Source organism: Methanosarcina sp. DH2 (assembly GCF_020804225.1).
Lineage (GTDB): Archaea > Halobacteriota > Methanosarcinia > Methanosarcinales > Methanosarcinaceae > Methanosarcina.
The window spans coordinates 171494-185141 of sequence record NZ_WJBI01000002.1; the positions used below are offsets into that span (position 1 = coordinate 171494).

Sequence of the window (13648 nt, forward strand, 5' to 3'; positions counted from 1 at the left end):
AAGTTTTCACTTACTTTTCTTGCCTTAGCATAAACTTTAGTTGTTACATTCTCTGTTGTATTGTAGGAGATCCAGTGGAGGGTACTGTGAGTTCAGCAGGCGTCTCTACAGGTTGCTCGGGTGTTGTATTGTTTACAGGAGTTTCCACAGGTTGTTCTGGTTCAGTAGCAGGTACAGGAGTTGTAGCCTGATTACCGGATGCATCTGTAAATAGGTATAACCACTTAATATGATACAGTAGTACAGTAATAGTAGTACAGCTAATCGCTTCAGCAAAGCAAAAGAAAATAATCCGGGGTCACTTTTATGGAAAAACCGAACTTCAGGACAGAAATCCTCAGAACCCTCGAAGGAAAAACTCCCACTCAGATACCGGTCGGTACCTTCACAACCGCGCCGGTACTCGAACTTATGGACCTGTGCGGAGCAGCCAGACCCGAAGCTGACAGCCAGCCCGAAAAGATGGCAATGCTTGCTTTTTCGCAGTACGTGAATGCCTCTTTTGAAACCCTCAGGTATCCCTTCGATATGGTGGTGCTCGCAGAAGCCATGGGCTGCACAATTAACTCTGGCACGAAAGCCAGGCCCCCGGCTGTGCTTAAGGGTCCTATGGAAATCTCTCCTGCAGTTCCGGAACTACCTGAAGATCTACTGGAAAGGGGCAGGATCCCTGCTGTCCTGAAAGCTACTGAAATTCTCAGGGAGAAAGCCGGCTCGAAACTCCCACTTATTGTGGGCATAGAAGGCCCTGCAGACCTTGCAGCCTGCCTTTGTGGAACCACCCGTTTTCTGAAATGGACAATCAAAAGGCCCCATATAGTAACCAGGCTTATCGACCTCTGCACCGACGCCTGCATAGTGTATGCCCGGGAGTGCCTGAAAAGGGGAGCCGATGTGGTGGTTATAGCAGATGCTATCTCCTCCCCTGACATGATTTCCCCGGACGCCTTCAGGACTCTTATAAAGCCTCGGATGGGAAGAATCCCGAAAGCCCTCGGAAGCGGAAAAACTGTGCTCCACATCTGCGGGGCTGCAGACAGTATTATACCTGAAATGATAGAGTGTGGGTTTGACGGGCTCAGCCTGGAAGAAGGCATAAAAGACCTTAAAACCGCCGCCGAGACTGCTCACGAATCAGGCGTTGCGGTAATTGGCAGCGTTTCAACCTCCAGGACCCTTTTAAGGGGCAGCCCTGAAGACGTTAAAAAGGAAGCTTTCAGGTGCCTCCGGAACGGAGTGGATATCCTTGCTCCGGGATGCGGGCTTGCACCTGAAACCCCTCTTCGAAATCTGAAAGCCCTGGTCGAAGCAAGAAACGAGTTTTGCGGGATAAAACGATGAGTTCAGCCCCTTCAACGCCCTTTTAAGTCATTAAAAACTCGAGTTAATATAGTGAATCTTATTACTATTACTAATATTTTTGTTACTATAGAGGAAGTGTCCCCGGGCAAATTTAAAACATTATATATCACAAAATACCAGTTATTTATTAGAATAATTTTTCAGATTTAAATTTGATTTAAACTAAACCGCTTCAGAATGCGAATTATGGCAGTTCTAATTCTGAGAACGCGAATTTTGATCTTTCTTACAGCTGTAGATATGAGGCAATAAAAATGGCAAAAATGACAAACGCACTCAGAGACCTCGATAGACTGGCCGAGGAAAGCCACAAAAAAGCCAGGATTTTCTTCCAGATGGGCAGATATGAAGAAGCTCTTGCTGCATATGGAGAAGCGGATGGAGCCTGGAAAAAAATCGCAGAAATGCTTTTTGAAAAAGGAAAGGAGGACAGCGGACAGGAATTCCTTGAAAAGGCTCAGGAAGCCCGATCTTGCGCCGGGATGTCTCTTTTCAAGCTCGGAAAATATAAAGAAGCCCTCGAGATTGTTGATGCTTCTCTGGAAGCTAAGCCTGACAGCCCGATTGAATGGTCCAACAGAGGTTTTGTGCTCTCTGCCCTCGACAGGAATAAAGAAGCTCTTGAAGCCTTTGAAAAAGCACTCTCTCTTGACCCCGAATCCCCCAAAATCCTGACCAGCAATGGAATTGTTTACTTCAGGATGGGGCTTCCGGAAAAAGCCCTGGAGGTCTTCGACAGAGCCCTGGCAGCCGAACCTAAACAGGCTTCTGACTGGGCATGCAAACTTCCCAGGTTTAGCTTCTTTTCCCGAAACAAAGCCCCCACAATGAGGCCTGACAACGCTGAAACCTGGCACTGGAAAGGCAATGTCTTCCTGGAGCTGGGAGAAAAAGAAAAAGCCCTTGAAGCCTACAAAAACGCTCTTGAAAGCGACCCTGACCACCTGAACTCTCTCCTTTGCGGGGGCGACCTGCTCTGTGAATTTTCAGAACATAGAGAGGCTTTCAAGTGCTACGTAAGAGCCCTTAAACTCAGCCCCGGAAACGAAGTTGCAAAACAGGGAAAAGAGCTCTGCGAGGCAAAGATTAACGAGTGAAATATACGGACGCAAAAAGGCATAGTAAAAAATATGTTAAAAATATAGTAAAAAGTATGAGAAGGTGCAAAAAAGGAGTTGTACGTGATTACCAGGTTGATATATTCCTGGGCATCCGAAATGAAATTTTCCAGTCTTTTATCCCTGCGTCGCACAGGCTATAATTGGCCTCAAGTAACAAAACAAAGCAACGCATGAACCGTTACTCTCATCAGGTGAGACCAAATACTATCAAAATATATCCAGACTAAGAAATATTTCCTTTGACCCCCGAAGCTCTTCAATCCAAAAGTAATAAAACGCCTCCGTCAGCCTGCCTGGTAGCCCTTCCCAAAAAATTGAGAAGAGCACAAAACAGTATCACTGAAAGGAATCGAAAAAAAGTTGAAAATGAGTATTCTGAGGTAGCTTTAATTCTGTTTATTTCATTCGTACAGGCCTTTTGCTGATTTCATTTTTGGCTTTTTAGGTAGCTTCTTTTTTTGCCTGTTATCTTCTATTCTGTAGCTGTTCTGTTCCCTCTTTTCTGGGAAAGGCAGCTCTCCTTCGTCGAAAGTGACAGGAACGGTTAGGTAAGGCTAATACGGTTGCAAGGTAAGAGATATTTTCATGCTTCATCGGTTAAGCTTTAAATAACTACTCTTGTACATGTGTTTATATTAATACCCTAAATGTTAGTGCATCTATGCCTCCTCGTCCTCCACCTACTCCTGAAGACTCTTTGGGAAATGTTTGCCGAAGAGTGGTTAAGGCAAACTGCCAAAGAAACTGGTCTCATAATACGTGAACATAAAATTGGCCCTGTCGTCATCTTTTGGGTTTTAACTCTCAGTTTTGGTGTACGCTTGCAGCGTACACTTGCCAGTTTGAAAAGAGAATATGAAACCGAATCCAGTAAAATCATAAGTGACAGCAGCTGGTACTATCGATTCACTCCAGAACTTGTTGAGTTTCTTCATCAATGCGTAATTCACGGCATGGAGGAACTTGCAAAAGAACCTGGTAGAAAACTTAGCAAGAAACTCGAAAACTTCCAGGATGTTCTCATTCAGGACAGCACAATTGTTCGTCTTCACTCTTCCTTAGCCGATAAGTTTCCGGCAGCAAGAGCAAGAACAGTAGCTTCTGGGGTAAAAGTGAGAGTTATGGTAAGTGCAGTTGCTAACGGACCCAAAACCGTTGCTTTTATACTCTGAGAAAACAGCTGAGATCAAAACATTGAAAATCGGTCCCTGGATCAAAGACCGTATTCTTCTTGTTGATCTTGGTTTTTATAAAACTCGAATGTTTGCAAGAGTTGAGGAAAACGGAGGATATTTTGTCTCGAGAATTAAGAAGAATGTGGATCCTATTCTTGTTTCTGTTGAAGAGGGACTTTCTAAGGCAAAAAGCAAAGAATTTGCGGGAAAACCTGTTAGTGAATGTATTAAACAACTTTCTGGGAAAAAATATTTATACAGTTTTAAAAATAGAATTCAAAAGAAGAGCATATAACGGCAAACAAAAGCAAGATGAGATGCTTGTACGTCTTGTTGCAGTATATAATGATGAGGATAGAAACATCACATATATAGTACAAATTTTCAGAAAGATGTTTTGAATGCAAAAGATATTGCGAAATTATATGGAGCAAGATGGGACATAGAACTGCTGTTTAAGGAGTTAAAAAGCAAATACGCTCTTGACGTTCTTGAAACAAAGAATGTACAGGTAATTGAGACTCTAATCTGGACAGTAATGTTGACACTAATCGTTAGCAGAAGAATTTATTCTCTTGTAAGAAACTCAACAGCTCATCCTGAAAAAATGGCTCAATATACGCAGTTACGTTGGAGCACAATATTTGCAGAGAATGCATCAGATTTATTGAAAGTAATTCTGAATAGATGTGGAATTCAAAGAACTTTTGAAACGATAATGAATGTATATGAAAGTCAAGCATTGGATCCGCATGTAAACAGAGAAAGGTTCAGAGAAGAATTGTTTTAATGAAAAGGCTCCAGGGTTTGAATTAATATTTGGACTCGTTTCTTTATTGTGTATATTCCTGAAATCTCGGGGAAGGTGATTTTTTCACTAACCTTTTTTGAGAATATATGGCGATATCTAGAGAAACTTAGATAAATTTAAATAATAATATAAAGTTTTGAATATGAAGGCTGTATGATTTTCAAAAACTCAAAGTATTTTTGACATTCAATAAACATAGGTTGTCCTCTATTGTCTGGTTAATATTATTCCCAAGCCTATCCCAAAACCCATTTTATTCACATATGCATAAGAGCTTCACAGCCTTTTTTGGTTAGTAGCTCAATTGATTGCTTCAAAAATCAAGATTCAAAGAAGTAGTTTTTGAGTTTTGGGATCAGTTCCCCAAATGTTCATAAAGTAGTTTAGGTCCTTTTCGTTCCGAACCTCAGTGTAATTGGAGCTGACTTGCGTTCTTTGTACAAAAACGCAAACACTTGCAATACTGGATGTCAAATCGGGGTAATATCAACCATGTAACAATGGACGACCCAACATTACAACCTGCTTAATAAATAAGTTTAGGGGTTTATTCCAGTGTGGAAAATGAAAAAAAGTATGATGATTTTGCTTGCAGTTTTTATATTGACTGCAAGTTGTGGAATAGGTTCTGCATATACAGAAACCAGGATAACTACTAATACAGCTGAACAAACAAACCCTTCAATTTGGAGTAATTATATCGTATGGCAGGATACTCGCAATGGTGGGTCCGATATTTACCTGCAGGACCTTTCAACGAAAGTGCAAACAAGGGTTACTTCAAATGTCGATGCAGAATATCCTTGCGTATCTGGAGATAAGATCGTATGGCAGGATAAGAGGAATGGAAATTGGGATATCTACATGTATGAGATTTCCAGCAAGAAGACTACCAGAATAACTACGAACACGTCAGATCAAACAGTACCAGGAGTGTATGGCAATTACATTGTTTGGGGCGATAATCGTAATGGCGGATATGATATTTACCTAGAAAATCTGTCTACTAAAGAGCAAACTAGGATTACATCAGGTATTCTTGCAGGTAATCCTACTATCTATGGTAACAAGATAGCCTGGCAGACTTTTGAGGATCAATCCTTAGATAAAATTATGTTATATGATATTTCCACGAAACAGACAACTGAAATTACCTATGGTATGATACTTGACTTTTCAATGTATGGGAATCAGATAATTTTCAATGATATGTATACAGGATTAGTTACTACCCTGTATGATTTTTCTGCTAAAAAGTCGATTGAACTACCATTTATGTTCGTTAGAGACCCTGCGATCTACAGCAACAAAATAGTATTTATTGATAATCCTGACGGTAATTCTGATATTTACATGATTACCCTTGATTCAGAAGTTCCAAATGCTGATTTTTCAGCCTCCACGACTTCAGGAAATGCACCGCTAACAGTGACATTTACCGATAAAAGTACAGAATCACCAAATTCATGGAACTGGAATTTTGGGGACGAGACATCTTCCGCAGAAAAGAATCCTGTGCACACATACGACAAAGCCGGGAATTATACCGTCAATTTAACAGTAAGCAATGCACTCGGAAGCACCTCAAAGACATTAGAAATAATCGTGGAGGAAGTTAAAGTTATTCCCACAGCAAACTTCAAAACTAATGTCACGAGCGGCTATGCTCCTCTTACTGTACAGTTTACAGACTTATCTGAGAATTCAACCGGAAGATCCTGGGACTTCAACAATGACTGGAAGGGTGACAGCAGTGAAGCAAATCCAGTTTATACATTTACAAGTCCAGGGACGTACAACGTTAACCTGACTGCAATCAATGAAAACGGAACTTCTACAAAAACAGTTACAATAACCGCAGAAACGAAAACTATCAGTGATGAAAGTAATGGTGACACCAACTCCAGCGATCCTTCTGGCAGTTCACCCGGTTCTTCGGACTCTGACAATTCATCTGATTCCGGCAGTTCCAACAACTCTTCCGATTCTTCGGACTCTTCCGACTCCAGTAGTTCCAGTGATTCTTCCGGTTCATCCGGTGAGTCTCACAGTTCAGGTGGCAGCCATCATAGTTCCGGTAGCTCCGGTGGTGGAACTGGTGGATCCCCTGAACCTCAAAAGAACGTCGAAATTAAAGATACAACAAAAGTTTTCATTCCTGGTGATAAACCTGTTTATTTCAACTTTACAAATGATGTAACTGTTGTTGAGTCTATCAGCTTTACTTCTGAGAAGACTGTAGGTAAAACTACAGCTATTGTCGAAAATCTCAAGGACAAATCTGCTCTGGTTTCAAGCCTGCCTGAAGGTGAAGTTTATAAATCCTTTAATGTGTGGGTAGGAAACGGCGGTTATGGAGACTCCAATAATATTCAGAATGCAGTTATAAACTTCAAGGTTGAAAAGCCATGGATTAAGGAAAATGACATAAATCAATCTTCTATTGTGCTGTACAAATATGATGACAAGAAGAAAGAATGGGAGAAGACAACAGTAACTTTATCAAGTGAAGACGATCAATTCCTTTATTTCACGGCAAATGTACCTGGCTATTCTTCTTTCGTTATTACAGGGGACGAAGGAGAGAAAGAAGAACAAAGTACAGTAGCATCGGAACCTGCTGTAAGATCTACAGGTAGTGACGTAGAAGACAATGCAAGTACTATTGCAGCTAAAGCTACTGAAGAAAAGGAAAAATCACCTGGATTTAGTGTGGTCAGCGGAGTTGTCTGTCTATTTTGCATGTTCTTGTACAGAGTTAAGAGAAGATAAATTAGAGAGAACATAATCATACAGTTAGGACTTTTTTCAAATCTGATAAAACCGAATATATCCTTATCGGATTTGAAAATATTTTTTGCTCATGCATTATAAACAAACTTCATTAGTTATTGATTAAGTGTTAAATTCTACCAATTACACATTTTTTATGAGAATTCCTAAATCTCTCTGTATCTGTTTCTCCTCGTTCCCTGTCTACTCTTGAAGATTCTCTTTTGAAAAGTTTCCCTAAGAGTAGTTGAGACAAACTGCTAAAGAAACTGGTCTTATAGTACGTAAACGTAAAATTGATGACCCTGCAATCATGTTTTAGGTTTTAACTCTCAGAGGTGTCTGCTTGCAGCTTATACGTATCAGTTTGAAACGAGAATACGAAGCCAAGCACGTAAGATTCGAGGAGATAGCAGCTGGCACTATCTTTTCACTCCAGAAAGGTTCAGAAACGAATAGTTTCGGTAAACAATGAAGGAACTTAATACAAAAAACTAACATGAAACTCTTTGCACAACAGGTACGGAAAATGGAAGTACTTTCAAGCACTTTCATGCCAAAGAGGAAGAGGAGAAGAAAATGAATCCTTAACCGAAGACTAATGGAGATATTTTAATTTAGTCCTCTTGAGCTCAGTTCACTGCTATAATCTCCTAAATTAGTCCTCTTGAGCGAAGAGAAAAAGTGACATTGTCCATAAGTTAGTCCTCTTGAGCGGAGCGTAGCGAAAAGGACCTCGTGCTCCCGACGCGAAACTCGGGAAGCGAAACTCGGGGCGAATGAGGTTGTACGGGTTAACTTTTTTACTCAAACCTCAACCACACAAAGCGGATAACCAGAAGAGAACTGAAAAGTATAGCTGAGCAGCCTAAGAAGTATCCCTCGTATAATTGATATACCATCGTGACAATCTTTGAAGCTATGAATAGCAGCAAATCCGAAGATTCCGTTTTACCTTCGCACCTTTCTGACCGTGCAGTCCGTGAAAACCGTGAAATGTCACCTGCCGGGCAGCTCACTCCTGTTTACGAATCAGCTACTTTTTCAATCCCTGCCCTTGACCAGTTCAGGGGACTTTTACCTGACTTCAATAACAGGCTCTCTCCTGTGCGAGATCTCAGGCTTTCTCCTCTAGGGCATTCCCGTCTTAGTTCCGAGCCCCACCCAAGGCTGGTTTCCGACTCTGCCCTTGGACTTGTATCCGGCGCTCTTTCCAGCCCTCTTTCTAGCCCTCTTTCCGGGCTAAAAACCGAGAACCCCGAAATGCCTGTTGGAAAAGGGCTTGAGGTTATACCTAACCTGCCAGGAAGGACCCTTTCAGGAGATCAGATTGGCTCATTCATGCCTGGTGCAGACCTTCCGCTGGGAGCAGTCAGGAGCAGATTTATCGCTCTCAACAGCACCGAAGAGAAGCTAAAGAATGCTGAAAAGGAAAGGAAGTAAAAAATAGTTTGTAATTTTCAAATAGCTTATAATTTTTACAGGAGCAGTGAAACTGCTCTTTTTTTCTTCTGTTGAGACTTACCAGGGAATTCTATTGCTCAACCCTGAGTTACTGCCTGAATAAAAAATAGTTATTTTTAATAAAAGTAGGCGTTTTTTATTGATTTGCGGAAATGAGTTACTTCATACACACCATTATCCCTAAAAGGCTTACTGCAATCGCAATAATATTTATAAAAACAATCAAAGCAGAACCATCGTTCTTAAACTTATCATTGTTCTTATAATCCATAATATTAAATATGCAGATGTTACTTAAAAACCTTTGCAAGTTTTATACAACTGATAATTTAAAAATATCTTTCATAAGCCCTTGTTGCATCCGTACATACCGTAAAATTTATTTATTTACTTATTATATTTTTCAAGTACATACCTTCCTTTTAACTTAATTTTTTTAAGAGGACCCTGTGATATGCATCATGATAGAAAAATAAAAAAGGATGGATTAAAAGGAAACCTGAAACTTAAAACCGGATGTGATGTTTCAAGGGCTACTATGACAAATGGGTACAGGCGTGTTTCCTGCTTAAAACTCTAACCTTTTATCTTCTTCTATTTATCTACTTCATTTTGGAAAAGCCCGTGTCACGTACGGTGAAAAAAACGGTTTAAGGTGATTATTCCGGGTTCACGGGCTTTTTCCTCTAATGGACTTTTCTCAGGAACTTATCTCAAGTTGCGGGAATTTTTTGGAAAATATCAAAAGCCTTTACCTCGCTGCTCTTCTCAGAGATTTTTCGAATTTATCGAGCCCGAGGTCGGCTTCTTCATCAGTCATTACCAGGGGAGGGGAAAAGCGGATTACAGAGTCTCCGCAGGGGAGGAGCAGGACTCCATCTTTAAAAGCCTCCCTGATGATCCTGTCCCTTCGAACGGGGTCTATGGATTTATCGGATTTTACGATTTCCGCACCTATCATAAGGCCGAGCCCGCGGACATCTCCTATGCAGGGGAAATTTTCCTGAAGCTCCCTGAGGCGCTGCCGGACGTGAGACCCCATTTCCCGGACGTGGTTTTCTGTGTTTTCCTTTTCCAGAAATTCGAGGGAAGCAAGGGCTGAAGCTGAGGAAAGGAGGTTTCCGCCAAAGGTATTTGAGTGGACGCCAGGAGGCCAGTCCATAAGGTCACTGTCTGCAAGCATTGCACCTATAGGGAGACCTGCACCAAGGGCTTTTGCAAGACAGGTAATGTCAGCCCTTACCTCAAAATTTTCCATGGCAAGGAAGGGACCTGTCCGGAAACAGCCTGTCTGGACTTCATCGGCTGCAAGGAGGACATCATTATCCGTGCAGATTTTCCTTACTTCTTTATGGAACTCCGGAGGCGGGACTATATACCCTCCTTCTCCCTGGATCGGTTCAATAAAGACTGCAGCAGTGTCTTCTGGACTTAATTCTCTTCTAAAAATGAGGTTTTCGATCTGCTTTGCACATTCGATCCCGCAGGAAGGATATTCGAGTTTCATGGGACAGCGGTAGCAGTAGGCATATTCAGTGTGCACTGTACGGATGGTAGGGAAATGCTCTTTTTGCCGGACTTTAGAACAGGTCAGGGAGAGAGCACCTAAAGTTCGGCCGTGAAAAGCGTTATAAAAAGCGATAAAGTTCTGGCGCTTTGTTTTCCATAGAGCAAGTTTCATTGCAGCTTCCACAGATTCGGCTCCGCTGTTACAGTAAAAAACTTTTGAGTAACTTGAAAGCTCTCTGAGCTTTTTTGCAAGTTTCAGGGGGGGTTCGGCAAAAAAGTCCCCGTATCCACAGTGGACCATTTTTTCCAGCTGGGCAGAGATAGCGGCTTTAACCTCAGGGTTTGAATAGCCTGCGTTCATAACAGCAATTCCTGCAACGAAATCAATGTACTCTTTTCCGTCTATGTCTTTAATTATGGAGCCTTTTGCCCTGTCAACAACCAGCGGATAAGGACGGGATACACATGCGGATACCATATTGCAGTCCTGCCCTATTATCTCTCTGGCTTTTGGGCCAACCGTATCGAGCAGCCCTACTTCCTGTTCGAAAAAGTCAAATTCTCTTTCCAGTTCTCTCATTGCATCCTCTTGTCTTCCCGTTTTGTCAAAGTTCTTCCATTTTTCAAGCTTTTCCGGTGTTTCGTGATCCAGAATGCTTCCCCCTCTTCCCACGTTTCATACAGTATCTATCTGGGCTTTTTGCAGCCTGCCGCTGTAGTCTATGTACACGGCTTTTACCTCAGTGAATTCTTTGATTGCCTCTGTTCCGGCTTCCCTGAACCCGTTTCCGGTCCCTTTTACGCCCCCGAAAGGAAGATGGACTTCAGCACCTATTGTAGGGGCATTGACGTATGTGATTCCTGCTTCTATTTTTTCAATTGCCCTGAAAGCGTTTCCAATATTTTCAGTGTAAATTGACGATGAAAGTCCGTACTTTGTATTATTGACAATCTCTATTGCTTCATCAAGACTCGAAACCATAATGATGCTGAGCACGGGCCCGAAGATCTCTTCCTGAGCAATTCGCATATCCGGCCTGACATCCGTAAAGACAGTCGGTTCAAAGAAATAACCAGGCAGACCGGGGTCCATTCTGTTTCCTCCGAACAGGAGAGTTGCACCTTCTTCTTTTCCTATCCTGACGTACTTTTCTATTTTCTCAAGTTGAGCTTTATTGATTACAGGCCCTACATCGGTTTCAGGCAGAAGCCCGTTTCCTACCCTGAGAGATTTTGTTTTTGTAAGCAGCCTTGCTATGAATTCATCCTTTATTTTTTCATGAAGAATCAGCCTGCTCGTAGCTGTGCAGCGCTGGCCTGTTGTCCCGAAAGCTCCCCAGAGCACGCCTTCAAGGGCAAGTTCAAGGTCGGCATCAGGCATGACAATTACAGGATTTTTGCCGCCCAGTTCCAGAGAGACCCTTTTCATAGTCTTTGCACATTCTTCCATGATCCATTTCCCGGTATCAAGGCTTCCTGTAAAGGAGATTGCTTTTATCCGGGGGTGCTGAACTATGGCTTTTCCAACGCTTCCTCCGGGCCCGGGCACAATGTTTACAACTCCCGGAGGCAGGCCTGCTTCCATCAGGATTTCTACGAGCTTTATTGCAAGCAGGGGCGTATCACTTGAAGGCTTGAACACGACTGCATTCCCTGCAATAAGGGCTGGCATGATCTTCCAGCTGGGAATCGCAATAGGAAAGTTCCAGGGCGTTATCATGCCCACAACTCCTATCGGCCTGAGCACGGTCATGCAGAACTTTTCCTTGAGTTCGGAAGTTGTAGTCTCTCCAAACATCCTCCTGCCCTCCCCTGCTGCATAAACGGTAATGTCTATTGCTTCCTGCACATCTCCTCTTGTTTCGGGCAGCACTTTCCCCATTTCTTCTGTCATGAGTACGGCAAGGTCTTCCTTTCTTTCCTGAAGGATGCGAGCTGCCCTGAAGAGCACCTCAGCTCTTCTCGGAGCCGGAATTTCACTCCATACTCTGAACCCCTTCTCTGCAGCCTCAACTGCTCTGTCCACATCCTCGCTTCCGGCTACCTGTATCGTAGCAAGGTTTTCGAGAGTAGCCGGATTGATATCATCAAAAGTTTCCCCGGTTGATGAGTCTCTCGACTCCCCATCTATCAGTAATTTATACTCCTGAACCACAAGACCCCTCTAAGAATAATGAGTACAATACCACATAAATATATCCAGAAAACAGTTTCGGCTGAACCAAAATATTTTCAGAGTCTTCTACTGTTATTTCTTAAAATTTTCATTCAGTAATGGAGGAGATGAATAAAAAGGGAGTAAAGAGGGAGTAAAAAGGGAGTAAAAAGGAAAAACTGACAGTCCACCTTTACAGGTTTGATCTTTTTAAACAAAAACAATAAAAAATAGCTGGCTCGCCCGAGTTTCGCTGCCCGAGTTTCGCTTCGGGAGCACGAGATCCTTTTCGCTACGCTTCGCTTCGCTCAAGAGGACTAATTTACAGATGCTGATATTGAACTTCGCTCAGGAGGAATAATTTAAAAGTATTGGGAAAAGCTGCTCTCCTTCATCGAGCAGTTTTTCCCAGGAAAGAGAAAAAAGAAAAGATTCTATCAAAACATAAGCTGCTGCATTGCAGGCTTATATTCACCCCTTGCCCCCTGAATGTTCCTGCTCTTCTGATTCTTATCGATCCTCCACTTTCATATAATCCTACAATTTTTTGTTCAGCATAATGACTAAATATTCACGAACTATTATACTATCAGATTGCCATGGATAGATCACACTTTCGCATGCGGTATGAAAACATTGCCGGATCACTTCTATTTACTGCTGGCGTGCTGGCGTTTATGGGAATAATAACAGCTGAAGCTCTTTATCCCGGGTACAGTACGGCACGGAACGCGATAAGTGACCTTGGCGCAACTCTGCCTCCGGACAGCATTATTGTTGAACCTTCTGCGACTATCTTCAATACCACAATGGTTGTGTCAGGACTTTTAATTATTGCCGCTGCTTATTGTATTCATAGCGCGTTCAGGAGGCGGGGGCTTACTGTGTTTCTCAGCCTCTTTGGAACCGGCGTTCTTGGTGTGGGAATCTTTGATGGAACTTATGGGGACATTCACGCCATTTTTGCACTGCTTGCTTTTCTTGCAGGTGGGCTGTCTGCAGTTGCAAGCTCCGGGATACAGAGGGCACCGCTAAGCTATTTTTCAGTTGCACTCGGTGGAATCTCGCTTTTGGACCTCGTTCTTTATTACATAATGCTGGATGCAAGCCCTTTCGCAGTCCTCGGTATGGGGGGGCTTGAGAGATGGATTGCATATCCGATCCTGCTCTGGGTTACAGGCTTTGGAGGGTATATGATGGGACATTCGCAGTCATAAGCCAGTCATAAGCCGTCATAAGCCAGTCACAAGTATAAGTTAAAGCTAACCTGACCTGTAAT

The 13648-nt window shown here is 42.5% G+C and carries 8 protein-coding genes and 2 pseudogenes; 8 read left to right on the plus strand and 2 right to left on the minus strand.

Features of this window, described 5'->3' with window-relative positions:
• The first annotated feature begins 306 nt into the window (after positions 1 to 306).
• The 7 genes and pseudogenes from mtaA (at position 307) to FXV91_RS19675 (ending at position 9285) form a co-directional block, all read left to right on the plus strand.
• A complete protein-coding gene (gene mtaA / locus FXV91_RS04720; RefSeq protein WP_229388911.1) occupies positions 307 to 1341 on the plus strand; it encodes a methylcobamide:CoM methyltransferase MtaA in 1035 nt (344 codons plus the stop codon).
• A gap of 275 nt (positions 1342 to 1616) precedes the next feature.
• Positions 1617 to 2459, plus strand: coding sequence for a tetratricopeptide repeat protein (locus FXV91_RS04725; protein WP_229388913.1), 843 nt, complete (start codon positions 1617 to 1619; stop codon positions 2457 to 2459).
• 685 nt (positions 2460 to 3144) lie between these two features.
• A pseudogene (locus tag FXV91_RS20165) lies at positions 3145 to 4448 on the plus strand (IS4 family transposase).
• A gap of 585 nt (positions 4449 to 5033) precedes the next feature.
• The gene (locus tag FXV91_RS04740; protein WP_229389746.1) at positions 5034 to 7241 is read left to right on the plus strand and encodes a PGF-pre-PGF domain-containing protein; all 2208 of its coding nucleotides are present in this window, start codon (positions 5034 to 5036) and stop codon (positions 7239 to 7241) included.
• Positions 7242 to 7441: 200 nt separating this feature from the next.
• Positions 7442 to 7682 (plus strand): annotated as a pseudogene (locus FXV91_RS04745) (IS4 family transposase); the annotation flags it as partial.
• A 462-nt stretch (positions 7683 to 8144) separates the two neighbouring features.
• On the plus strand, positions 8145 to 8684 hold the full coding sequence (locus tag FXV91_RS04750; RefSeq protein ID WP_229388917.1) for a hypothetical protein: 540 nt from the start codon (positions 8145 to 8147) through the stop codon (positions 8682 to 8684).
• Between the two features lie 475 nt (positions 8685 to 9159).
• Positions 9160 to 9285 carry a hypothetical protein gene (locus tag FXV91_RS19675; RefSeq protein WP_255679926.1) on the plus strand — a complete coding sequence of 42 codons (126 nt, stop codon included), beginning with the start codon at positions 9160 to 9162 and terminating at the stop codon, positions 9283 to 9285.
• 171 nt (positions 9286 to 9456) lie between these two features.
• On the opposite strand, the gene FXV91_RS04755 is transcribed toward FXV91_RS19675, so the two are convergent.
• On the minus strand, positions 9457 to 10887 hold the full coding sequence (locus FXV91_RS04755; RefSeq protein WP_229388918.1) for an aspartate aminotransferase family protein: 1431 nt from the start codon (positions 10885 to 10887) through the stop codon (positions 9457 to 9459).
• A 3-nt stretch (positions 10888 to 10890) separates the two neighbouring features.
• Positions 10891 to 12369, minus strand: coding sequence for an aldehyde dehydrogenase family protein (locus FXV91_RS04760; protein ID WP_229388920.1), 1479 nt, complete (start codon positions 12367 to 12369; stop codon positions 10891 to 10893).
• A 599-nt stretch (positions 12370 to 12968) separates the two neighbouring features.
• Between FXV91_RS04760 and FXV91_RS04765 the strand changes: the two genes are divergently transcribed.
• Entirely contained in the window at positions 12969 to 13586 is a 618-nt protein-coding gene (locus FXV91_RS04765; RefSeq protein WP_229388922.1) for a DUF998 domain-containing protein, read from the plus strand.
• Positions 13587 to 13648: the final 62 nt, after the last annotated feature.

Excerpts from the sequence above, each read along its gene's own strand:
- FXV91_RS19675 (WP_255679926.1), top strand. The coding sequence starts at position 9,160 with ATGCATCATGATAGAAAAATAAAAAAGGATGGATTAAAAGGAAACCTG.
- FXV91_RS04740 (WP_229389746.1), top strand. The coding sequence starts at position 5,034 with ATGAAAAAAAGTATGATGATTTTGCTTGCAGTTTTTATATTGACTGCA.
- FXV91_RS04725 (WP_229388913.1), top strand. The coding sequence starts at position 1,617 with ATGGCAAAAATGACAAACGCACTCAGAGACCTCGATAGACTGGCCGAG.
- mtaA (WP_229388911.1), top strand. The coding sequence starts at position 307 with ATGGAAAAACCGAACTTCAGGACAGAAATCCTCAGAACCCTCGAAGGA.
- FXV91_RS04765 (WP_229388922.1), top strand. The coding sequence starts at position 12,969 with ATGGATAGATCACACTTTCGCATGCGGTATGAAAACATTGCCGGATCA.